Source organism: Pseudomonas sp. S35, assembly GCF_009866765.1.
Taxonomy (GTDB): Bacteria; Pseudomonadota; Gammaproteobacteria; order Pseudomonadales; family Pseudomonadaceae; genus Aquipseudomonas.
Genome location: NZ_CP019431.1, coordinates 5,617,721 through 5,641,057 on the forward strand (window position 1 = coordinate 5,617,721; position 23,337 = coordinate 5,641,057).

Below are 23,337 nucleotides of genomic sequence, written 5' to 3' on the forward strand. Positions count from 1 at the left end.
CGAACCCGCGCGGTAAAACATGTTCTATTGCCTGCCTGGCCACCCGAGCGGCCCAGGCAAGCACGCGCAAAACGACTAAAATCAACATTCGGGCCGAAACATACCCAGCCACGACGGGCTGCTGCAGTTTGCAACCCCGACGCGACAGGCTCGACAACCGGGAGTGGCGCACCCCGAATCTATCTGGTAAGTTCGCCCGCTTGCAGCCGCAGGGCCGGCAGGTGTCGGTGACGTTGCAATCCTGCGCAATGGATTAGAAGAGTGAGAGGCGGTCTATTCATGTCCACCCAAGCAAAGCAACAGCAGACTCAAGGCCTCGGCGGCTTCGAACCCTACGTGGAAAAAAAGGGCGAGGAGTACATGGGCGAGCCCATGCGCGAGCACTTCACCAAGATCCTGAACAAGTGGAAACAGGACTTGATGCAGGAGGTCGACCGTACCGTTGACCACATGAAGGACGAAGCAGCCAACTTCCCTGATCCGGCCGACCGTGCCAGCCAGGAAGAAGAGTTCGCTCTTGAACTGCGCGCCCGTGATCGCGAGCGCAAGTTGATCAAGAAGATCGACAAGACACTGCAACTGATCAAGGACGAAGAATACGGCTGGTGCGAAACCTGCGGCGTCGAGATTGGTATTCGTCGCCTGGAAGCCCGCCCTACTGCCGACATGTGCGTAGACTGCAAGAACCTGGCGGAAATCAAGGAAAAACAGACCGGCAAGTAATCCCTGCCGAGCTGGACGAATGGAGCGTGCAAACGCTCCATTTTTGTTTCTGGGGTTTACCGATTTTCCAGTAGTATCCGGCCCATGACAGCCTCTACCTATATTGGGCGTTTCGCCCCCACGCCCAGCGGCCACTTGCACTTTGGCTCCCTGGTCGCCGCCCTCGCGTCTTACCTCGATGCCCGCGCCAACCAAGGCCGCTGGCTGATGCGCATGGAAGACCTCGACCCACCTCGCGAAGAACCCGGCGCTCAGGCGGCGATCCTGCATGCCCTGGAAAGCTACGGTTTTGAATGGGACGGTGAACTGGTCCGACAAAGCGAACGGCATGAGGCCTACGCCAAAGTGCTGAACGACATGTTCAACCACGGCCTTGCCTACGCCTGCACCTGTTCACGCAAACAACTGGAACCCTACAACGGGATTTACCCCGGCCTGTGCCGCAATGCCGGTCACGAGCAGCAAGACGCGGCTATCCGCTTGCGTGTTCCTGAGTTGGAGTACCACTTTACCGACCGCGTGCAGGGCGAATTCCGACAACATCTCGGGCGCGAAGCAGGCGATTTCGTCATTCGTCGCCGTGACGGCCTCTATGCCTATCAACTCGCCGTGGTTTTGGACGATGCCTGGCAAGGTGTTACCGATATCGTGCGGGGCGCCGATCTGCTGGACTCCACCCCGCGCCAACTCTACCTGCAGGAACTGCTGGGCCTGCGCCAACCGCGCTACCTGCACGTGCCGCTGATCGTCCAGCCGGACGGTAACAAACTGGGCAAGTCCTACCGTTCGCCGCCGTTGACGCCAGACCAGGCCACGCCTCTGCTGCTCAGAGCCCTGCGCGCCCTCGGCCAGCAACCCGGCAGCGAATTGCTCCACGCCAGCCCACGGGAACTGCTGGATTGGGGCATCCAGCACTGGGATGCCACGCTGATCCCGCGCACACTCACACTGGCTGAAGCGCAATTGAGCTGAAGGCGCTTGCAGCTTGCCAAGCATCCGTTACCATCGCCGCAGTTTTTTAATCAGAGGCCAACATGTACATCTATCGATTGGTCCTGCTGCTGGTCGTCGGGATCTACCTGTTTTCTCCCGCCATCATGGATTGGTGGATCGACGCCACGGGCGCCTGGTACCGGCCTTATCTGCTGTGGCTGATCCTGATCGTCGTGACCTTCATCCTGCAGAGCCAAAAAGATGCCGATGAGCTTTAGCCTCACCCAGATGCTGCTGATCAGCGCCGCCTACCTGGCCGCGCTGTTCGGCGTCGCCTGGATCAGTGAGCGCGGAATGATTCCGCGGGCGATCATTCGCCATCCGCTGACCTACACCCTATCCCTCGGCGTATATGCCAGCGCCTGGGCGTTCTATGGCACCGTGGGCCTGGCCTACCAATACGGCTACGGTTTTCTCTCCAGCTACCTGGGCGTGTCCGGCGCATTCCTGCTGGCACCGGTGTTGCTGTACCCGATCCTGAAGATCACCCGCACCTATCAGCTGTCGTCCCTCGCGGACCTGTTTGCCTTCCGCTTTCGCAGCACCTGGGCCGGCGCATTGACCACGGTTTTCATGCTGATTGGGGTGCTGCCGTTGCTGGCCCTGCAAATCCAGGCCGTGGCGGATTCCATCAGCATCCTCACCCGCGAGCCGGTGCAGCATCGCGTGGCCCTGGCCTTCTGTGCGCTGATCAGCCTGTTCACGATCTTCTTCGGCTCACGCCATATCGCCACCCGCGAGAAACACGAAGGCCTGGTGTTTGCGATTGCCTTTGAGTCGGTGATCAAACTGATCGCCATTGGCGGCGTCGGCCTGTATGCGCTGTACGGCGTGTTCGACGGCCCGCAACAACTTGAGCTTTGGTTGCTGCAAAACCAGACCGCCCTCGCCGCTCTGCACACGCCGCTGCAGGAAGGCCCGTGGCGTACGCTGCTGCTGGTGTTCTTTGCCTCGGCAATCGTGATGCCGCACATGTATCACATGACATTCACCGAGAACCTCAACCCCCGCTCACTGGTCAGCGCCAGTTGGGGCTTGCCCCTGTTCCTGCTGCTGATGAGCCTGGCGGTGCCGCTGATCCTGTGGGCTGGCCTCAAGCTGGGCGCAACGACCAACCCCGAATATTTCACCCTCGGCATCGGCATTGCCGCCAACAGTCCGGCCCTGGCACTGCTCGCCTATGTCGGCGGTTTATCGGCCGCCAGCGGGCTGATCATCGTCACCACCCTGGCGCTGTCGGGCATGGCCCTCAACCATCTCGTGCTGCCCCTGTACCAGCCACCGGCGGAGGGCAATATCTATCGCTGGCTGAAGTGGACACGCCGCGCGCTGATCGTCGCGATCATCATGGCCGGTTACTGTTTCTACCTGCTGCTCGGCGCCGGGCAAGACCTCGCCAACCTGGGTATCGTCGCGTTTGTCGCCACCTTGCAGTTCTTGCCGGGCGTGTTGTCGGTGCTGTACTGGCCGACGGCCAATCGCCGAGGCTTCATTGCCGGGCTGCTCGCTGGGATCCTGGTGTGGATCGTGACCATGCTGCTGCCGCTGGTCGGCAACCTGCAGGGCTTCTACATCCCGCTGCTGAACATGATCTACGTGCTGGATGACACCAGCTGGCACATGGCAGCGATTGCTTCCCTGGCCGCCAACGTGCTGATGTTCACCCTGATCTCGTTGTTCACCAACGCCAGCCCCGAAGAAACCAGCGCCGCCGAAGCCTGTGCGGTGGATAACGTACGTCGCCCGCAACGCCGCGAACTGCATGCGGCCTCGCCCCAGGAGTTCGCCACGCAATTGGCCAAGCCCCTGGGCGCCAAGGCCGCACAAAAGGAAGTCGAGCAAGCGCTGCGCGATCTGTACCTGCCGTTCGACGAACGCCGCCCGTATGCGCTACGCCGTTTGCGCGACCGCATCGAAGCCAACCTGTCCGGCCTGATGGGCCCCAGCGTGTCCCAAGACATGGTAGAGACCTTCCTGCCCTACAAGGCCGGCGGCGAAAACTACGTGACCGAAGACATCCATTTCATCGAAAGCCGGCTGGAGGATTACCACTCGCGCCTCACCGGCCTCGCCGCCGAGCTCGATGCCCTGCGCCGCTACCACCGCCAGACCCTGCAGGAATTGCCGATGGGCGTGTGCTCCCTGGCCAAGGATCAGGAGATCCTGATGTGGAACAAGGCGATGGAAGAACTCACCGGCATCGCCGCGCAGCGGGTCGTGGGTTCGCGCCTGAACACCCTGGGCGAACCGTGGAAAGAATTGTTGCAAGGTTTTATCAACCTGCCCGATGAACATTTGCACAAGCAGCACCTGGCGCTCGACGGCCAGACCCGCTGGCTCAACCTGCACAAAGCGGCTATCGACGAGCCCCTCGCTCCCGGTAACAGCGGCCTGGTGCTGTTGGTGGAAGACCTGACCGAAACCCAAATGCTCGAAGACAAACTGGTGCACTCCGAGCGCCTGGCCAGCATTGGCCGCCTGGCGGCGGGCGTGGCCCATGAGATTGGCAACCCGATCACCGGTATCGCCTGCCTGGCGCAAAACCTGCGCGAAGAGCGCGAAGAAGATGGCGAAATTACCGAGATCAGCGGGCAAATCCTCGAACAGACCAAACGGGTGTCGCGCATCGTGCAGTCGCTGATGAGCTTCGCCCATGCCGGCGCCCACCAGAATCAGGACGAAGCGGTGTGCCTGGCCGAAGTGGCGCAGGACGCCATTGGGCTGCTCGCCTTGAACCGGCGCAATTTCGAAGTACAGTTTTTCAACCTGTGCGACCCCGATCATTGGGTCGATGGCGACTCCCAACGCCTGGCCCAAGTGCTCATCAACCTGCTGTCCAACTCCCGCGACGCAACGCCGGCCGGTGGCGCAGTACGTGTCAAGACCGAGGCTTTCGAACACACGGTCGATCTGATCGTCGAAGATGAAGGCAGCGGCATTCCACAGAACATCATGGACCGATTGTTCGAACCCTTCTTCACCACCAAGGATCCAGGTGAAGGCACCGGTCTGGGCCTTGCACTGGTCTATTCCATCGTTGAAGAGCATTATGGACAAATCACCATCGACAGCCCGGCTGACACCGAAAGCCAACGCGGCACCCGTATTCGGGTGACCTTGCCGCGTCATGTCGAAGCGACGTCCGCTGTGAACTGAGACCGTCGAGAGAATTGAATCAATGCCGCACATTTTGATCGTCGAAGACGAAACCATTATCCGCTCTGCCTTGCGTCGCCTGCTTGAACGTAACCAGTACCAAGTCAGCGAAGCCGGCTCAGTGCAGGAAGCGCAAGAGCGTTTCAGCATTCCCACGTTCGACCTGATTGTCAGTGACCTGCGCCTGCCTGGCGCGCCTGGCACCGAGTTGATCAAGCTTGGCCAGGGCACGCCGGTGCTGATCATGACCAGCTACGCCAGCCTGCGCTCGGCGGTGGACTCCATGAAGATGGGCGCGGTGGACTACATCGCCAAGCCTTTCGACCACGATGAAATGCTCCAGGCCGTGGCGCGCATCCTGCGTGACCGTCAGTCGGCCAGCAGTGCGCCAGCCGAGCAACGCCCGGCCGGCAAAACCGCCGACAAACCGGGCGTCGATAACAGCAACGGCGAGATCGGCATCATCGGCTCGTGCCCACCGATGCAGGATCTGTACAGCAAGATCCGCAAAGTCGCGCCTACCGACTCCAATGTGTTGATCCAGGGCGAGTCAGGCACCGGCAAGGAACTGGTGGCCCGCGCCCTTCACAACCTGTCCAAGCGCGCCAAGGCACCAATGATTTCGGTGAACTGCGCGGCGATCCCCGAATCCCTCATCGAGTCCGAACTGTTCGGCCACGAGAAAGGCGCGTTCACTGGCGCCAGCGCCGGGCGTGCGGGCCTGGTGGAGGCGGCGGACGGCGGCACACTGTTCCTCGACGAGATCGGCGAACTGCCACTTGAAGCACAAGCGCGATTGCTGCGTGTGTTGCAGGAAGGCGAGATTCGTCGCGTCGGCTCGGTGCAATCGCAGAAGGTCGATGTGCGCCTGATCGCGGCCACCCACCGCGACCTCAAGAGCTTGGCCAAGATCGGCCAGTTCCGTGAAGACTTGTATTACCGCCTGCACGTTATTGCGCTCAAGCTGCCGGCCCTGCGTGAGCGTGGTCCGGACGTCAATGAGATCGCCAACGCGTTCCTGCTGCGCCAGAGTGCGCGGATCAACCGTACCGACCTGAAGTTTGCCCCGGACGCCGAGCAGGCCATTCGGCATTACTCGTGGCCGGGTAACGTGCGTGAGCTGGAGAACGCGGTAGAACGTGCGGTGATTCTCTCGGAGAGCCCGGAAATTTCCGCCGAACTGCTGGGCATCGATATCGAGCTCAGTGACCTGGAAGACGACGACTTCATTGGCCTGGCCCCGCAACAGGGCGGTAGCAATACCAGCCATGAGCCGACTGAGGATTTGTCACTGGAGGATTACTTCCAGCATTTTGTCCTTGAGCATCAGGACCACATGACCGAGACCGAACTGGCACGCAAACTGGGCGTGAGCCGCAAGTGCCTATGGGAACGCCGCCAGCGCCTGGGCATTCCACGGCGCAAGACCGGTGTGGCCAGCGAAAGTTGAGGGCTCGCCCCCACAGGTAACACCCGCAGATGTGAAAAAACTGTTACCGCTGATTTTTCGCGTAACAAAAGCCGGGGCTTACGGTAACGAAGCCCCGGCTTTTTTTGGCCCCTCATAAACCGAAAACCACCCCAAACCCCCGGTTTTACTGGGCGCCGCAAAAGTTGGCACGCACCCTGCTATATGCTTAGTACAAAAACAATAACAAGCTTTGTACAAGACAATAAAAATAAGACGAATCGACTCACGCATAACAAAAACAACACGGCGGAGGCGCAGCTAACTGATTCTTTTGGAGAGGCGTTGCATTTGGGGCTTGCCCCGCAACCAGGCCGAGAACAACAAAAACTGCCCTAAGGCAGAGCCTGAACTGGTTGGATCATAGATCAGCAACACAGCGACCAAAGCAATCCGTTTGCTCTTGACTCCCGATTGGGAGTGTCATGAAGGTGAAACTTCATGGCGAGGGCGATCAACAAAAACAAGAAGCCCGAAACCAATAATAAAAATAGAGCACGCAACTACTTCTGGGGGAGCTTCGGCTCCCCTTGTAGTTTCCGGCATTTGGCATTTCAAGGCTTATGGCGCAAGGCCTGTAGCTTGTTCCTACACCATCCCCTGACTAAATGCTAGAATCCCCGCCCATCATGCGGTCATTCTTCGTTATGGCCGAACATTCCTTCAAACAGTGCATCCCATGCTGAAGAAGTTGTTCCAGTCATTCCGTTCTCCCTTGCGTCGTACGCAACACATTCGCAGCACGCCTGAAGTGCTCAATAGCAGCCAACATTCGCTGCAACGCGCTCAATTCAGCCGTTATGCGGTGAATATCGTCGAACGCCTGCAGAACGCCGGCTACCAGGCTTATCTGGTGGGCGGGTGCGTACGCGACATGCTGCTCAATATCACGCCCAAGGATTTCGACGTCGCCACCAGTGCCACGCCTGAGCAGGTTCGCGCTGAGTTTCGTAATGCGCGCATCATCGGCCGTCGTTTCAAGTTGGTGCACATCCACTTCGGTCGCGAAATCATCGAAGTCGCGACGTTCCGCGCCGGCCACCCGCAAAACGATGAAGAGGAAGACACCAATCAGTCTTCACGCAACGAAAGCGGGCGCATTCTGCGCGACAACGTCTACGGCACCTTGGAAGAAGACGCGCAGCGCCGCGACTTCACCATCAACGCCCTGTATTACGATCCGGTCAGCGAGCGCATCCTCGATTACGCCAATGGCGTACACGATATCCGCAACAACCTGATCCGCCTGATCGGCGACCCGACGCAACGCTATCAGGAAGACCCGGTGCGTATGCTGCGGGCGGTGCGTTTTGCCGCCAAGCTCAACTTCGGTATCGAGAAACACACTGCCGCGCCGATTCGCGAGCTGGCACCGATGCTGCGGGAAATCCCGTCCGCACGCCTGTTCGAAGAGGTGCTCAAGCTGTTCCTCTCGGGCTACGCCGCCGACACCTTCGAGATGCTGGTGGACCTGGAGTTGTTCGACCCGCTGTTCCCGGCCAGCGCCGAAGCACTGGAGCACAACCCGACCTATACCCACACATTGATCAGCGAAGCGTTGATCAACACCGACCTGCGCATCAAGCAGAACAAACCGGTCACCCCGGCGTTCCTGTTTGCCGCCCTGTTGTGGCCGGCCCTGCCCAAACGCGTACTGCGCCTGCAGGACCGTGGCATGCCGCCGATCCCGGCCATGCAGGAAGCCGCGCACGAACTCATCACCGAGCAGTGCCAACGCATCGCGATCCCCAAGCGCTTCACCATGCCGATCCGCGAGATCTGGGACATGCAGGAACGCCTGCCGCGCCGCAGCGGCAAACGTGCCGACCTGCTGCTGGATAACCCGCGTTTCCGCGCCGGCTATGACTTCTTGCTGCTGCGCGAAAGCGCCGGCGAGCAAACCGACGGCCTGGGCGAATGGTGGACCGACTACCAGGACGCCAATGACAGCGAACGCCGCGAGATGATTCGTGAGCTGGGCAGCAAAGGCGATGGCGAAGGCACAGGGCCTAAAAAGCGTCGTCGCAGCAGCAGCAGCAGCAAGCGCAAACGCAGCGCCGCCGATGCCTCGGGCGCTGCAGGCGAATAAACGTGGAACGGGTCTATATCGGCATGGGCAGCAACCTGGCTGCCCCGCAACAGCAATTGCGCAGCGCTATCGACGCGCTGGCGCAATTGCCCGGCACCACCGTCGCCGGTGTGTCAGCGTTCTATCAAAGTGATTCCCTGCTCCCAGGCCAACCGCGCTATACCAATGCGGTTACTGCCCTGGACAGCCACCTCGCGCCGCTGCAGTTGCTGGATGCGCTGCAAGCCATCGAGAACGATCAGGGCCGCGAACGCCTTGAGCGCTGGGGCCCGCGCACGCTTGACCTGGATATCCTGCTGTTTGGCGATCACCTGATCGACGAGCCGCGCCTCAAGGTGCCGCACTACCAGATGCACCTGCGCGCGTTCGTGCTGTACCCCTTGGCCGAAGTGGCGCCCGCCGCCCTGCAACTGCCCGACGGTCAAACGCTCCGCGATTTGCTCGCGGCCTGCCCATTCGTCGGCCTGGAACGCGTGACTCAAGCCGCGCCCACGGCTGAATCGCATCAGTAACAGCGGTAACACCGTCCTCGTAACAATGCGGTAACACATCCAATTGACTTCCCGTGTCCTCCTCACGACTATAGGCGTCCCGCTGCCGCCAACCCGGCGCTGAAGGGCGCAATCCAGGCCTTATAAGCACTGCTCTCAAGACAGTGCGCCTGTATAAACGAAGACTCACGCGCGTAACTCGCTGTTTCCAAGCGCCTGAACGAGGACCCTTTTCATGCCAGACATTACCCTGACCACCTTGCAGAGCCTCAAGCTCAAAGGTGAAAAAATCACCATGCTGACCTGCTATGACGCCACTTTCGCCCACGCCAGCTGCCAGGCCGGGGTTGAAGTGTTACTGGTAGGCGACTCCCTGGGCATGGTTCTTCAAGGGAATGACAGCACCCTACCCGTCACCACCGATGAACTGGCTTACCACACTGCCAGCGTCAAACGCGGCAACGACGGCGCTTTCATCATCGCCGACCTGCCGTTCATGGATTACGCCACCGTCGAACAGACCTTCGTCAACGCCGGCAAATTGATGCGCGCCGGTGCGCACATGGTCAAAGTGGAAGGTGCCGTATGGCTCGCCGAGTCGATTCGCCTGCTGGCCGAACGCGGCGTGCCGGTGTGTGCGCATATGGGCCTTACGCCACAGTCGGTGAATATCCTCGGCGGTTACAAGGTACAAGGTCGCAACGAAGCCCAGGCGCGCCAGATGCGTGCCGATGCCATCGCGCTGGAACAAGCCGGTGTGGCGATGATCCTGCTCGAATGCGTGCCCAGCGAACTGGCGGCAGAAATCACCCAGGCCGTTAAAGTGCCAGTGATCGGCATTGGCGCAGGCTCGGCCACCGACGGCCAGGTGCTGGTGCTGCACGACATGCTCGGCCTGTCGATTACCGGCCGCGTGCCCAAGTTCGTGAAGAATTTCATGACCGGCCAGGACAGCATCCACGCTGCGTTGAGCGCCTACGTCGCCGAAGTCAAAGGCGTGACCTTCCCGGGCGCCGAACACGGATTCTCTGCATGAACACCGTAAGAACCGTACGTGAACTCCGCTCCGCCGTCGCTCACGCCCGCAAGGCCGGCAAACGCATCGGCTTCGTGCCCACTATGGGCAACCTGCACAGCGGCCACGCCACCCTGGTGACCAAGGCTGTGCAGCAGGCCGACTTTGTCGTCGCGAGCATCTTCGTCAACCCGCTGCAATTTGGCGCCGGTGAAGACCTGGACAAGTACCCCCGCACCCTCGCCGCCGACCAGGAAAAACTCCTGCAAGCCGGCTGCAACCTGCTGTTCGCGCCCACCGTCGAGGAGATGTACCCCGGCGGCATGACCGGCCAGACCCGCGTCAGCGTCCCGCAACTGTCCGAGGGCTTGTGCGGCGCCAGCCGTCCCGGGCATTTCGAAGGGGTGGCGACGGTGGTGAGCAAGCTGTTCAACATGGTCCAGCCGGACATCGCCGTGTTTGGCCAGAAGGACTACCAGCAACTGGCCGTGATCCGCGCCATGGTCCACGACCTGAACCTGCCGATCCAGATCATCGGCGAACCGACCGTTCGCGCCGACGATGGCCTGGCGCTGTCGTCGCGCAATGGTTTTCTCAATGAAGAAGAACGCGCAATCGCGCCGGTGCTGTACCGCAGCCTCAGCCAGATTGCCGGAGCCATCAAAGGCGGTGACCACGACTTCGCCGCATTACGCGCCGAACAGGTCAAGCAGATCGAAGCTGCAGGGCTGCGCCTGGACTACCTCGAAGTACGCCAGGGTGTGCACCTGCGCCCGGCCACACCTGAAGATCAGGACGTTGTGATTCTGGTAGCCGCCTTTCTGGGCACGACCCGCCTCATCGACAACCTGCATCTGAACCTCTGAACACCCCGCCTGTTGCCCTGATCGCTGTGCCGGTATAAAAAAGTACCGGCCACAGCGCAGACAAAGCCAAGACATATCGACACGCTAGGTTTAATGTAATCGCCCGGCGCTATGGTTAGCGCTGTCTGGAACCCAAACCTTGAGACAAGACTGGACGTTCCGGGCTTTGAAGTGTCCTAAAGGCAGTCCCCGTAATAAAAGGAAACCCGCAGCGATGGCGTACTACCGCACCCCTCATGACGTTACCGCTCTGCCCGCCTGGCAAGCGCTCAATCAACATCGCCAAGCCATGCAGGATTTCAGCATGCGCGAAGCGTTCAATGCCGATCCCCAGCGTTTTTCCCAGTTCACCTTGAGCAGCTGTGGGCTTTTCCTCGATTACTCGAAAAACCTGATCACCAGCGAAACCCGCGACCTGCTGGTAGGCCTGGCCAAGGAAGTCGGCCTCAAGGACGCGATCAACTCGCTGTACGCCGGCGAGCCGGTCAACTCGTCCGAAGGCCGCCCTGCCCTGCACACCGCCCTGCGCCGCCCGGTGGGCGACAAGCTGTCGGTCAACGGCGTGAACATCATGCCGGACGTGCACAAGGTGCTGAACCAGATCACCGACCTGGTCGGCCGCATCCACGACGGTCTGTGGCGCGGCTACACCGAGAAGCCGATCACCGACGTGGTGAACATCGGCATCGGTGGCTCGTTCCTCGGCCCGGAACTGGTGTCCGAGGCGCTGCTGTCCTACGCCCATAAAGGCGTGCGCTGCCACTACCTGGCGAACATCGATGGCAGCGAGTTCCACGAGCTGACCATGAAACTGCGCGCCGAGACCACGCTGTTCATCGTTTCGTCGAAATCCTTCAACACCCTGGAAACCCTGAAAAACGCCCAGGCCGCCCGCGCCTGGTACCTGGCCCAGGGTGGCTCGGAAGCCGAGCTGTACCGCCACTTCATCGCCGTATCGAGCAACAACGCAGCGGCTGTGGCCTTCGGTATCCGCGAAGAAAACATCTTCCCGATGTGGGACTGGGTCGGCGGCCGCTACTCGCTGTGGTCGGCCATCGGTTTGCCAATCGCCCTGGCTATCGGCATGTCCAACTTCAAGGAACTGCTGTCCGGTGCCTACACCATGGACCAGCACTTCCAGAACGCGCCGTTCGAACAGAACATGCCGGTGCTGCTCGGCCTGCTGGGTGTGTGGTACGGCAACTTCTGGGGTGCGCAGAGCCATGCGATCCTGCCGTATGACCACTACCTGCGTAACATCACCAAGCACTTGCAACAGCTGGACATGGAGTCCAACGGCAAGAGCGTGCGCCAGGACGGTAAACCGGTGTCCACCGACACAGGCCCGGTGATCTGGGGCGGTGTGGGCTGCAACGGTCAGCATGCTTACCACCAGTTGCTGCACCAGGGGACCCAACTGATCCCGGCCGACTTCATCGTGCCGATCGTCAGCTTCAACCCGGTGTCCGACCACCATCAGTGGCTGTACGCCAACTGCCTGTCCCAGAGCCAGGCGCTGATGCTCGGCAAGACCCGTAGCGAAGCCGAATCCGAGCTGCGCGACAAGGGCATCCCGGAAGACGAAGTGCAGAAGCTGGCGCCGCACAAGGTGATCCCGGGCAACCGTCCGAGCAATACCCTGGTGGTGGAGCGCATCAGCCCGCGTCGCCTCGGCGCGCTGGTAGCGATGTATGAACACAAGGTGTTCGTGCAGAGCGTAATCTGGGGCATCAACGCCTTCGACCAATGGGGCGTGGAGTTGGGCAAAGAGCTGGGCAAGGGCGTCTACAACCGCCTGACCGGCGCCGAAGAAACCTTGGCCGAAGACGCTTCGACCCAGGGCCTGATCAACTACTTCCGCGGCCGTCACCGCGGCTGATCCAGGTACTTGCAAGGCCAACGCCCGTTTGGACGTTGGCCTTGAACCCACCCCACACAGGGTGCATCTTTATGACTTGTCGCTAAAACAAGAATAAGGATCGCTCATGTTCGATATCAGCACGTTTCCCACCGCCGATGCCGTCCGCCGGGCTGCGCAACTCAGTCAAGAGGACTATCAACGCCTCTATCGCCAATCCATCGAACAGCCGGACACCTTCTGGGCCGAACAGGCCAAGGCTTTTCTCGACTGGGTCACCCCCTGGCACACCGTTCAACACTCGGACATCCACACGGGCGCCGCCCAATGGTTTGCCGGTGGCCAACTGAACGTCAGCTACAACTGCATCGACCGTCACCTAGCGCAACGCGCCGATCAGCCGGCCTTCATCTGGGAGGGCGATGATCCGACAACATCTTCCACCATCACCTACCGCCAATTGCACCAAAACGTCTGCCGCCTGGCCAACGTGCTGAAAAGCCGTGGCGTAAAGAAAGGCGACCGCGTGTGCATCTATATGCCAATGATCCCGGAAGCGGCCTACGCCATGCTGGCCTGCACACGCATTGGCGCCGTGCATTCGGTGGTGTTTGGCGGCTTCTCGCCGGACGCCCTGCGCGACCGCATCCTGGATGCCGACTGCCGTACCGTGATCACCGCCGATGAGGGCGTGCGCGGCGGAAAACCGGTGGCCTTGAAGCAGAATGTCGACAAGGCCCTGGCCAGTTGCCCGAATGTCAGCACCGTGGTGGTGGTGCAACGCACCCGTGCCGACGTGAACTGGAGCGAAGGCCGCGACCTCAAGTACCAGCAGGCCGTAGACGCGGCGAGCGACGATTGCCCGCCCGAGCCAATGGACGCCGAAGACCCGCTGTTCATTCTCTATACCTCCGGTAGCACCGGTAAGCCCAAAGGCGTGCTGCACAGCACCGGCGGCTATCTACTGCAAGCGGCGATGACCTTCAAGTACGTGCTCGATTACCGCGACGGCGAAGTGTTCTGGTGCACCGCCGATGTGGGCTGGGTCACCGGCCATAGCTACATCGTGTACGGCCCGCTGGCCAATGGCGCTACCTCGCTGATGTTCGAGGGCGTACCGAGCTACCCGGACAGTTCGCGCTTCTGGCAGGTCATCGATAAACATCAGGTGAATATCTTCTACACCGCACCAACCGCTTTGCGGGCCTTGATGCGCGAGGGCCACGGCCCGCTGGAAAACACCTCCCGCGCCAGCCTGCGGTTGTTGGGCAGCGTGGGCGAGCCGATCAACCCGGAAGCCTGGGACTGGTATTTCAACGCCGTCGGCGAGCAGCGCTGCCCGATCGTCGATACCTGGTGGCAGACCGAAACCGGCGGCATCATGCTCAGCCCGCTGGTCAGCGCGCAGCGGATCAAACCGGGCTGCGCTACCCAGCCAATGTTTGGTGTACAGCCAGTGCTGCTGGATGAACAAGGCAAGGTCATCACCGGCGCCGGCAGCGGCGTACTGGCGATCAAGGCCAGTTGGCCGGGGCAGATTCGCAGCGTCTACGGCGATCCCCAGCGCATGATCGACACCTATTTCAAACCCTACCCCGGCTACTACTTCACCGGCGACGGCGCGCGCCGCGATGAAGACGGTGATTATTGGATCACCGGGCGTATCGATGATGTGATCAATGTGTCTGGCCATCGGATCGGCACCGCCGAAGTGGAAAGCGCGCTGGTGCTGCACGACCAGGTCGCCGAAGCCGCCGTGGTGGGTTACCCCCACGATGTCAAAGGCCAGGGCATCTACGCCTTCGTCACGCCGATGAATGGCGTGGAGCCCAGCGATGCGCTGAAAAATCACCTGCTGGAATTGGTCAGCAAGGAAATTGGCAGCTTTGCCAAGCCGGAACTGATCCAATGGGCGCCGGCCTTGCCGAAAACCCGCTCCGGCAAGATCATGCGCAGGATTTTGCGCAAGATCGCCTGCAACGAACTGGACAGCCTGGGTGATACCTCGACCCTGGCCGACCCGAGCGTGGTAGACGGCCTGATCGACAAACGCCTGAACCGCTAGGAAAACCTGAGTCGCCATGGAATTTATCCGCAGCCGTATCGAAAACCAGCTGATGAGCCTCACCGGCTTGTCACTCGGCCAACTGGACCTGGAGAACCCCAAAGGCGATCCAGGCCTGTTCGGGCCGGACTCGGTCAGTTGGCAGGTGCATGGCGACTTCAGCAGCATGCTCATCGGCGGTATCAGCGCCTTGATGCTGCAAGCCCTGCACCCGCTGGCCCTGGCGGGCGTGTGGGACCATTCGAATTTCCGCCAGGACATGCTTGGGCGCTTGCGGCGCACCTCTCAGTTCATTTCCGGCACCACCTTCGGCTCGCGTAAAGACGCCGACTGGTTGATTGAAAAAGTACGCACCATTCACCTGCAGGTGGTCGGCCATGCGCCGGATGGGCGGCCTTATGCGGCGAGCGACCCAGACCTGCTGACCTGGGTGCATGTGGCCGAGGTGAGCAACTTTCTGGCCGCGCACTTGCGCTATCGCAACCCGACGCTTTCGGGGCGCGACCAGGATCGTTACTACAGCGAGATCGCGCTGGTGGCGCAACGCTTGGGGGCGCGGCATGTGCCACGCTCACGGCAGGAGATCTGCGACTATCTGGAACACGTACGTCCACAGTTGCTCTGTGACGAGCGCAGCCGCGAAGTCCTGCGCCTGCTGTTAAACGCGCCCTCGCCCAGCACGTTGGCCAAGCCGTTTGGCGCCCTGATGATGCAGGCCGGGATCGACCTGCTGCCGGACTGGGCCAGCGCGATGCTCGGTCAACATCAGAACCCGATGCAACGCCAGATGATCCGCGCCGGGGTCAAGCGCAGCGCCCCGCTGCTGCGCTGGGCGATGCGCAATGGTTCGGTACAGCGTGCACACCGACGGATGGGGTTGATGTAGGCAAGGCCCCATAGCTGGTAAACTTCGCGCCCTCATTTACAGCCAGGCGCGCTCCATGTCTCCCTTGAATCAGGCGCTGCGCGCCGCCCTCGATTATCGCCAAGACCTGATCAACGAGCTGCACGCCCAAGGCACCGACTGCTATCGCCTGTTCCACGGCAGCCAGGAAGGGGCCGGCGGCCTGACCATCGACCGCTATGGCCCGCAGTTGCTGGTGCAAAGCTTCCACCAGTCGCTGGAAACCACAGACCTGCTGGACCTGCATCAACTGATCAACCAGTACCTGGGCCTGGAGTTGCTGCTGGTCTACAACGACCGTTCCCGTGGCAACTCGCGGATCGACCGCGAAGACACGGTCTATCGCGCCGAACCCGCAGCACTGGAAGACCTGGTCGGCCACGAATGGGGCCTCAATTACCGTGTGCGCGGCCGCCATGCCGGTCAGGATCCTCTACTGTTCCTCGACCTGCGCAATACACGCGGCTGGGTCAAAGAGCACAGTGCCGGCAAAAGTGTGCTGAACCTGTTCGCCTACACCTGCGGCGTGGGCCTGAGCGCAGCCGCCGGTGGCGCGAGTGAGGTGTGCAACCTGGACTTCGCCGAGGGCAACCTGGCGGTCGGGCGTGAAAACGGCCTGCTCAACCCGCAGTTGCCGAACATGGAGTTCGTGCAATCGGACTATTTCCCGGCGATTCGCCAACTGGCCGGGCTGCCGATCACCCAACGCCGCGGGCAGAAACTGCCGAGCTACCCGCGCCTTGAGCAACGTCAATATGACCTGGTGCTGCTCGATCCACCCGCCTGGGCCAAGAGCGCCTTCGGCACCGTTGACCTGTTGCGCGACTACCAGAGTCTGCTCAAGCCCGCATTGCTCGCGACTGCCGACAACGGCGTACTGATTTGCTGCAACAACCTGGCAAAGGTCAGCATGGAGGATTGGCGCGAACAGGTGCTGCGCTGCGCTGAAAAAGCCGGGCGGCCTGCGCGCGACTGGCAAATAATGACACCGGGAGCGGATTTTCCTTCACAGGATCAGCAGCCTCCTCTCAAAACGCTGATACTCCAGCTGTAGGACACTTCCCAAAGCCCCGGTTCTTCGGAACCGAAAACCCGTGCCATACTCCAAGGCACTCCTGTTCGACATAGATGGCGCCGCCCCATGCCCAAAGGATTGATTCGCGCCACTGGCGCCTTGTTGACTGCCCTTGCTCTGTACAGCCTGTTGGGCTTTTTGATTCTGCCGGGCATCGCCCTTCGCATTGCCAACCAACAACTGGCCAATTACGCCACGGTGCCAGCACGGATCGAGCGGATTGAGCTCAACCCGTTCAGCCTGGAAGTCACCGCATGGGGCCTGAAGATTGGCGAACCAGGCAAGGAACAGGTGGGTTTCGAGCGCCTTTACGCCAACCTGCAGATCGACAGCCTGTGGACCCGCGCACTGCATTTGGCCGACGTGCAATTGGATCAGCCCAAGACCGAGCTGTTGTTCGACAAGTCCGGCCAACTGAATCTCGCGCAGTTGTTCAAACTGCCTGCAAGCGAACCCTCCCCAGCCGATCCCGACGCCAAGCCATTCCCCCTGCGTATCGACAACATCAAGCTGGCCGGCGGTTATGTGCACTTCCAGGATTTGCGCCCCAGCGAACCGATCGAATTTCTCTACGACAAACTCGACTTCGAGCTGAAAAACCTCAGCACCTTACCTGAAGACAACGCCGACATGACCCTGGTCGCGGCAGGCCCTGAAGGCGGTCAAATCGATTGGAAAGGCAACTTCAGCCTGGTGCCGATCACCTCTGAAGGTACGTTGAAAGTCACCGACGGCAAGATGAAAGCCTGGTGGCCTTATGTGCGTGACGCGCTGCCCCTGGTGCTCGAAGACGGCGTGCTCAACTTCAGCACCGACTACAAGTTCAGCCTGGCCAAAGAAACCGAGCTGAACCTGACCAACACCGCCGCCAGCATCGCACCGTTCGCCATCAAGGCACCGGATGGCCGGCCGCTGGTGCGCCTGGAGCGCCTGGACGTCAGTGAGACGACTGTAGACCTGGCCAAGCAGCAAGTGGTGGTCGGCAAGATCCGCAGCAATAAGCTGGAAACCTGGGCCGCTCGTGAGGCCGATGGGCAGTTGGATTGGCAGAAACTGTTCGCCAGCCAACCGAGCAAGCCAGCCAAGGCGCCGGAGCCTGCTACTGCGCCCGCCACCGCCGACTCGCCAAAACCTGAACCTGTCGCGCCAAGCAAACCCTGGCAAGTGCTGCTCAAGGATGTGCAACTGCGTAACTACCAAGTGCATCTGGCCGACCGTCAGGCCAAGCCTGCAGTAGCGCTGGAACTTGGGCCGTTGAACGTCGATGTGCAGAACTTCGACAGCCTCAACCAAAGCCCGTTTACCCTCAAGGTCGACACTGGCCTGGGCAAGCAAGGCAAAGTCCAGGCAACCGGCGTGGTCAACCTCAATCCGGTCAGTGCGAAACTGAAGGTGAGCACCAAAGACATCGACCTACGGGTTGCACAGTCCTATATCAGCCCGTTTATCCGCCTGGAACTGCGTAGCGGGATGCTCGGCAGCGACCTCGACGTGAACCTTAAAAGCACCGAGCCCCTGGCGCTGCAGATTACCGGCCGAGCGCAGGTCGACCAGTTGCACACCCTGGACACCCTCAAGACCCGTGACTTCCTCAAATGGCAGCGCCTGGTCGTCGAAGGCCTGAACTACCAGCATGGCAACAGCCTGTCGATCGACAAGGTCAACCTGCTGCAACCCTATGCGCGGTTCATGATCAACGATGACCGCACCACCAACGTCGACGACCTGCTGATCCCGCAGCCCGCCGACAAGGGGGCCAAATCGGCAGCCAAGCCTGCTGCGAGCAACGATAAAGCCCTGGGCATCCGTATCGGGCAGATTGCGATCAACGACGGTTCCGCCAATTTCGCCGACTTCAGCCTTACACCCAACTTCGCCACGGCCATTCAGCAGCTCAACGGGCAGATCGGCACGATTGACAGCCGCCAGGCCAAACCGGCCACCGTCGATATCAAGGGTAAGGTGGACCGCTATGCGCCGGTGACGATCAAGGGCAGCGTTAACCCGTTCGACCCGATGGCGGCGCTGGATATCGCCACCAGCTTCAAACGTGTCGAACTGACCACCCTGACACCGTACTCGGGCAAGTTCGCCGGTTTCCGTATCCGCAAGGGCCGCCTCAACCTCGACCTGCACTACGTGATCACCAAGGGCCAGCTGAAGGCCGAGAACAAAGTGGTGGTCGAACAGTTGCAACTGGGTGAGAAGGTCGATAGCGCCGATGCCGTGGACTTGCCGATTCGCCTGGCCATCGCCCTGCTCAAGGACACCGACGGCAAGATCTCCATAGAACTGCCGGTGACCGGCGACCTGAACAACCCACAGTTCAGCGTGATGCCGATTGTGTGGCAGACCTTGCGTAATCTGGTGGTGCGCGCAGCAACAGCGCCGTTCAAGTTTATCGGTGGGCTAGTCACCGGCGGCGGAGCGCAAGACCTGGGCAATGTGTCGTTTGCCGCGGGCTCCAGCGAGTTGAGCAAAGACGCCGAGAGCGCCTTGAATACACTGGCCAAGGCCCTCAAGGAGCGCCCTGCGCTACGCCTGGAAATTGAAGGCACGGCAGCTGCCAGCAGCGACGGTCCTTTCCTGGCCGCCGAACGTCTGGAACGGGAATACCAATACAATTACTACAAGATGCTCCAGCGCCGCGGCGATAAAGTCCCGGCTCAGGCGTCGTTGCTGGAAGTCCCGGAAAGCGAAAAAGCACCGTTGCTCGAAGGCATTTACCGCACCCGCGTGAAACAACAGCCCCCGGCAGAGTGGAAAGACCTGAGCCGCGATGACCGCACAACCAAGCTGCGTGACGGTGTGATCAAGTTCTGGAGCAGTAGCGACGTGCTGCTGCGCCAACTCGGCCAGGACCGTGCCAGCGCCATTAAGGACTACCTGGTGGACAAGGGGCAGTTGGAAGACGACCGCGTGTATTTCATTGATGCGAACTTGGGCCAGGCGCAGAAGGATGGCCGCGTGGTAACGCTGATGCATCTGGACGCCGAATAACCTCCGCGCAATAGAACAGGCCCCGGCACGAGTGTCGGGGCCTGTAATGACCACATCTCTGTGGTCGGTCGCATGAACCTTAGAGGTGCATTGAGTGGATATCTAACTCACCCGTGGCCGCCGCTTAAGTCAAACGAACTGTCGCGCGTTATTCCGCTTTCAGGCCATCGGCCGATACAGCTTTAACGCCTTTGATTTTCTTGGTGATCGCTACAGCAGTGGCTTTCTGAGCGTCGGTAACCGCTACGGTCGACGACAGGGACACTACGCCTTTGTTGGTTTCGACTTTGATGTCGGTGCCAGGAATACCTTTCTCGGTAACCAGATCAGCTTTTACCTTGGTAGTGATCCAAGTGTCGCTGGTGGTTTCCTTGGCGTCATGGGCTGCGCCTTTGGTTTTGTCGATGCCGTCTGCTTTGGTAGCACCGCCAGCCATCAGGCCGTCAGCGGAAACAGCAGTGACGCCCTTGATCTTTTTGGTGATCGAAACAGCAGTGGCTTTCTGTGCGTCAGAGATAGCGACTGTCGAGGACAGGGAAACCACGCCTTTGTTGGTTTCAACCTTGATGTCCGAACCAGGAATACCCTTTTCAGTCAGCAGGTCGGATTTAACCTTGGTGGTGATCCAAGTATCCGAAACGCTTTCTTTAGCCTTGGTAGCTTCACCGGCCGCCAAAGTCATAGGGGCTTGGGAAGTCTGAGCAAAGGCTACGTTAGCACCCATGGCCAGAGTCAGAGCGGTAGCAGTAGCGAGAGCGAACTTCTTCATACGAGTAACTCCTGTTTTATTAAAAGTCTGCAGTACGTGAACCTTGATGCTGCAGCGTTAACAGGGTTATTGCAGGCAGTGTGCCAAGTCGAACACGCGAATTAAATCGTTATAAAACAACAACTTAAAAATAATACAAATTTCCGGAATCGTGCAACTTGCATGAAGCCCACCGTGCCTGCATGCAAGTTGCGGCTTTTGCAGTGGGCTAAACGGCTGATTTCACTTCACTTTCCCACGCCCATAAAAAAAGGACCCCGAAGGGTCCTTTCTTTCAGCGTAAGCCAGGGGCGATTAAACGCCCGAAGCCTTGGCTGCTGCTACGTCCTTGATGGACAGCTTGATACGGCCGCGGTTGTCCACGTCCAGTACCAGTACTTCCACTTCCTGGCCTTCTTTGAGGATGTCGGTCACTTTCTCAACGCGAGCGTCGCTCAGCATGGAGATGTGAACCAGACCGTCCTTGCCCGGCAGGATGTTGACGAATGCGCCGAAGTCGACGATGCGCTCAACCTTACCGACGTAGATCTTGCCGATTTCTGCTTCAGCGGTGATGCCCAGAACGCGCTGACGCGCAGCTTCTGCAGCTTCCTTGGTTTCGCCGAAGATCTTGATCGAACCGTCGTCTTCGATATCGATCGAAGCCTTGGTTTCTTCACAGATCGCACGGATGGTCGCGCCGCCTTTACCGATGACATCACGGATTTTGTCGGTGTCGATTTTCATCGCGATCATGGTCGGAGCATTTTCCGACAGCTCGGTGCGGGACTGACCAATGATCTGGTTCATCTGGCCGAGGATGTTCAGGCGAGCTTCCAGGGCTTGGCCCAGGGCGATCTCCATGATTTCTTCGGTGATGCCTTTGATCTTGATGTCCATCTGCAGCGCGGTAACACCTTTAGCGGTACCGGCTACTTTGAAGTCCATGTCGCCCAGGTGGTCTTCGTCGCCCAGGATGTCGGTCAGGATGGCGAACTTCTCGCCTTCTTTAACCAGGCCCATGGCGATACCGGCAACCGGCGCCTTCATCGGCACACCGGCGTCCATCAGGGCCAGGGAAGCACCGCAAACGGAAGCCATCGAGCTGGAACCGTTGGACTCGGTGATTTCCGACACCACACGGATGGTGTATGGGAACACGTCGGCAGCAGGCAACATGGCCTGAACCGAACGACGCGCCAGACGACCGTGACCGATTTCGCGACGACCAGCACCGCCCATGCGACCACACTCGCCCACCGAGAACGGAGGGAAGTTGTAGTGCAGCATGAACGGGTCTTTTTTCTCGCCTTCCAGGGTGTCCAGCAGCTGTGCGTCACGGGCAGTACCCAGGGTCGCGACTACCAGAGCCTGAGTTTCACCACGGGTGAACAGTGCCGAACCGTGAGTCTTCGGCAGAACGCCGACTTCGATGTTCAGCGGGCGAACGGTGCGAGTGTCGCGACCGTCGATACGTGGCTTGCCGTTAACGATGTTTTCGCGAACGGTGCGGTATTCGATTTCGCCGAATGCAGCTTTGACTTCGCTGGAAGAAGGCTGGCCTTCTTCACCGGAAAGCTTGGCGACAACCTGCTCTTTCAGCTCGCCCAGGCGCGCGTAACGGTCGGCCTTGACGGTGATGGTGTAGGCGTCGGAGATGGCAGCGCCGAACTCGGAGCGGATAGCGCCCAGCAGTTCGGTGGCTTCGGCTTGCGGAGCCCAGGCCCAAGTAGGCTTGGCAGCTTCGGCAGCGAGTTCTTTGACTGCGTTGATCACAACCTGGAACTCGTCGTGGGCAAACAGTACGGCGCCCAGCATTTGGTCTTCGGTCAGCTCTTTGGCTTCCGATTCAACCATCAATACGGCTTCCGAAGTACCGGCAACGACCATGTCCAGGCTCGATGCTTTCAGTTGCTCGTAAGTCGGGTTCAGCAGGTAGCCGGTGCTTTCGTGGAACGCTACACGGGCGGCGCCGATTGGACCATCGAAAGGAATGCCGGAGATGGCCAGGGCAGCCGACGTACCGATCATCGCAGCGACGTCCGGATCGGTCTTCTTGCTGGTGGAAACGACGGTGCAGACAACCTGCACTTCGTTCATGAAGCCTTCTGGGAACAGCGGACGGATCGGACGGTCGATCAGTCGGGAAGTCAGGGTTTCTTTCTCGGAAGGACGGCCTTCGCGCTTGAAGAAACCACCAGGGATCTTACCGGCAGCGTAAGTCTTTTCCTGGTAGTGAACGGAAAGAGGGAAGAAGCCTTTGCTTGGGTCAGCGGTCTTGGCGCCAACAACGGTCACCAATACGGTAACGTCGTCGTCAACGGTAACCAGCACTGCGCCGGAGGCTTGACGGGCAATACGGCCTGTCTCGAGGGTAACGGTCGACTGACCGAACTGGAATTTTTTGATAACCGGGTTCACGGTGTCCTACCTTCTTTGTGGCTCTTGGGGAACTTGTTTTCTTGCGAAATTCTTGGGCAATGTCGGGAATCGGCCCAACCCTTGTCCAGGGGTAAAACGTGTATCCAGATAAAACTTGAGGCTGGGAGCCTACCATGGGCCAGCGGGAATCCCGATGACACACGGCAGACAACCAACCTCTAGCGCAATCGCTTATTAGCGACGCAGACCCAGGCGACCGATCAGAGTCTGATAACGACCCAGATCCTTGCCTTTCAGGTAATCCAGCAGCTTACGACGCTGGTTTACCATGCGGATCAGACCACGACGGGAGTGGTGGTCTTTACCGTTGGCCTTGAAGTGACCTTGCAGCTTGTTGATGTTGTGGGTCAGCAGTGCAACTTGCACTTCTGGCGAACCAGTGTCACCAACAGCTTGCTGATAGTCAGCAACGATTTGTGCTTTTTCTTGAACGTCGAGAGCCAT

The 23,337-nt window shown here is 60.0% G+C and carries 17 protein-coding genes; 14 read left to right on the top strand and 3 right to left on the bottom strand.

What is annotated here, in order from left to right; translation table 11 throughout:
• Positions 1–279: 279 nt before the first annotated feature.
• From dksA to PspS35_RS25385, 14 genes are all read left to right on the top strand, one after another.
• Positions 280–723 (top strand): RNA polymerase-binding protein DksA, encoded by a 444-nt coding sequence (gene dksA, locus PspS35_RS25320; protein WP_159937261.1) that lies wholly within the window; start codon positions 280–282, stop codon positions 721–723.
• An 84-nt stretch (positions 724–807) separates the two neighbouring features.
• Positions 808–1,695, top strand: coding sequence for a tRNA glutamyl-Q(34) synthetase GluQRS (gene gluQRS, locus PspS35_RS25325; RefSeq protein WP_159937262.1), 888 nt, complete (start codon positions 808–810; stop codon positions 1,693–1,695).
• 62 nt (positions 1,696–1,757) lie between these two features.
• Positions 1,758–1,934, top strand: coding sequence for a hypothetical protein (locus PspS35_RS25330; RefSeq protein WP_003176118.1), 177 nt, complete (start codon positions 1,758–1,760; stop codon positions 1,932–1,934).
• The gene (locus tag PspS35_RS25335) at positions 1,918–4,872 is read left to right on the top strand and encodes a sensor histidine kinase (RefSeq protein WP_174244839.1); all 2,955 of its coding nucleotides are present in this window, start codon (positions 1,918–1,920) and stop codon (positions 4,870–4,872) included. Before PspS35_RS25330 ends, PspS35_RS25335 begins: the two co-directional genes overlap by 17 nt.
• A 22-nt stretch (positions 4,873–4,894) precedes the next feature.
• Positions 4,895–6,322: a sigma-54 dependent transcriptional regulator gene (locus PspS35_RS25340; protein WP_159937264.1), complete on the top strand. Its 1,428-nt coding sequence runs from the start codon at positions 4,895–4,897 to the stop codon at positions 6,320–6,322.
• Between the two features lie 697 nt (positions 6,323–7,019).
• Positions 7,020–8,429 carry a polynucleotide adenylyltransferase PcnB gene (locus tag PspS35_RS25345; RefSeq protein WP_159937265.1) on the top strand — a complete coding sequence of 470 codons (1,410 nt, stop codon included), beginning with the start codon at positions 7,020–7,022 and terminating at the stop codon, positions 8,427–8,429.
• 2 nt (positions 8,430–8,431) lie between these two features.
• The gene (gene folK, locus PspS35_RS25350; protein WP_159937266.1) at positions 8,432–8,941 is read left to right on the top strand and encodes a 2-amino-4-hydroxy-6-hydroxymethyldihydropteridine diphosphokinase; all 510 of its coding nucleotides are present in this window, start codon (positions 8,432–8,434) and stop codon (positions 8,939–8,941) included.
• A 214-nt stretch (positions 8,942–9,155) separates the two neighbouring features.
• Entirely contained in the window at positions 9,156–9,956 is an 801-nt protein-coding gene (gene panB / locus PspS35_RS25355; protein WP_159937267.1) for a 3-methyl-2-oxobutanoate hydroxymethyltransferase, read from the top strand.
• The gene (gene panC, locus PspS35_RS25360; protein ID WP_159937268.1) at positions 9,953–10,801 is read left to right on the top strand and encodes a pantoate--beta-alanine ligase; all 849 of its coding nucleotides are present in this window, start codon (positions 9,953–9,955) and stop codon (positions 10,799–10,801) included. The genes panB and panC overlap by 4 nt, the downstream gene beginning before the upstream one ends.
• Before the next feature lie 214 nt (positions 10,802–11,015).
• Entirely contained in the window at positions 11,016–12,680 is a 1,665-nt protein-coding gene (pgi, locus tag PspS35_RS25365; protein WP_032884731.1) for a glucose-6-phosphate isomerase, read from the top strand.
• A gap of 106 nt (positions 12,681–12,786) precedes the next feature.
• Entirely contained in the window at positions 12,787–14,724 is a 1,938-nt protein-coding gene (gene acs, locus PspS35_RS25370) for an acetate--CoA ligase (RefSeq protein ID WP_159937269.1), read from the top strand.
• A gap of 16 nt (positions 14,725–14,740) precedes the next feature.
• Complete coding sequence (locus PspS35_RS25375) at positions 14,741–15,610, top strand: oxygenase MpaB family protein (RefSeq protein WP_159937270.1); 870 nt, start codon at positions 14,741–14,743, stop codon at positions 15,608–15,610.
• Positions 15,611–15,665: 55 nt separating this feature from the next.
• Positions 15,666–16,682 carry a class I SAM-dependent methyltransferase gene (locus tag PspS35_RS25380; protein WP_159937271.1) on the top strand — a complete coding sequence of 339 codons (1,017 nt, stop codon included), beginning with the start codon at positions 15,666–15,668 and terminating at the stop codon, positions 16,680–16,682.
• Between the two features lie 87 nt (positions 16,683–16,769).
• A complete protein-coding gene (locus tag PspS35_RS25385; protein WP_159937272.1) occupies positions 16,770–19,703 on the top strand; it encodes a DUF748 domain-containing protein in 2,934 nt (977 codons plus the stop codon).
• A 148-nt stretch (positions 19,704–19,851) separates the two neighbouring features.
• Here the strand turns inward: PspS35_RS25385 and PspS35_RS25390 are convergent, their stop codons facing one another.
• The 3 genes from PspS35_RS25390 to rpsO all read right to left on the bottom strand — a co-directional run bounded on the left by PspS35_RS25390 (position 19,852) and on the right by rpsO (position 23,337).
• Positions 19,852–20,472, bottom strand: a complete 621-nt coding sequence (locus PspS35_RS25390; protein ID WP_032884723.1) for a BON domain-containing protein — start codon at positions 20,470–20,472, stop codon at positions 19,852–19,854.
• Between the two features lie 294 nt (positions 20,473–20,766).
• Positions 20,767–22,872, bottom strand: a complete 2,106-nt coding sequence (gene pnp, locus PspS35_RS25395; RefSeq protein ID WP_159937273.1) for a polyribonucleotide nucleotidyltransferase — start codon at positions 22,870–22,872, stop codon at positions 20,767–20,769.
• Between the two features lie 195 nt (positions 22,873–23,067).
• Complete coding sequence (gene rpsO / locus PspS35_RS25400; protein WP_003177875.1) at positions 23,068–23,337, bottom strand: 30S ribosomal protein S15; 270 nt, start codon at positions 23,335–23,337, stop codon at positions 23,068–23,070.

Coding starts and splice junctions, on each gene's coding strand:
- PspS35_RS25380 (WP_159937271.1), top strand. CDS start 15,666: ATGTCTCCCTTGAATCAGGCGCTGCGCGCCGCCCTCGATTATCGCCAA.
- panC (WP_159937268.1), top strand. CDS start 9,953: ATGAACACCGTAAGAACCGTACGTGAACTCCGCTCCGCCGTCGCTCAC.
- panB (WP_159937267.1), top strand. CDS start 9,156: ATGCCAGACATTACCCTGACCACCTTGCAGAGCCTCAAGCTCAAAGGT.
- PspS35_RS25390 (WP_032884723.1), bottom strand. CDS start 20,472: ATGAAGAAGTTCGCTCTCGCTACTGCTACCGCTCTGACTCTGGCCATG.
- PspS35_RS25385 (WP_159937272.1), top strand. CDS start 16,770: ATGCCCAAAGGATTGATTCGCGCCACTGGCGCCTTGTTGACTGCCCTT.
- PspS35_RS25375 (WP_159937270.1), top strand. CDS start 14,741: ATGGAATTTATCCGCAGCCGTATCGAAAACCAGCTGATGAGCCTCACC.
- PspS35_RS25335 (WP_174244839.1), top strand. CDS start 1,918: ATGCCGATGAGCTTTAGCCTCACCCAGATGCTGCTGATCAGCGCCGCC.
- PspS35_RS25340 (WP_159937264.1), top strand. CDS start 4,895: ATGCCGCACATTTTGATCGTCGAAGACGAAACCATTATCCGCTCTGCC.
- rpsO (WP_003177875.1), bottom strand. CDS start 23,337: ATGGCTCTCGACGTTCAAGAAAAAGCACAAATCGTTGCTGACTATCAG.
- PspS35_RS25330 (WP_003176118.1), top strand. CDS start 1,758: ATGTACATCTATCGATTGGTCCTGCTGCTGGTCGTCGGGATCTACCTG.
- pgi (WP_032884731.1), top strand. CDS start 11,016: ATGGCGTACTACCGCACCCCTCATGACGTTACCGCTCTGCCCGCCTGG.
- gluQRS (WP_159937262.1), top strand. CDS start 808: ATGACAGCCTCTACCTATATTGGGCGTTTCGCCCCCACGCCCAGCGGC.
- dksA (WP_159937261.1), top strand. CDS start 280: ATGTCCACCCAAGCAAAGCAACAGCAGACTCAAGGCCTCGGCGGCTTC.
- PspS35_RS25345 (WP_159937265.1), top strand. CDS start 7,020: ATGCTGAAGAAGTTGTTCCAGTCATTCCGTTCTCCCTTGCGTCGTACG.
- acs (WP_159937269.1), top strand. CDS start 12,787: ATGTTCGATATCAGCACGTTTCCCACCGCCGATGCCGTCCGCCGGGCT.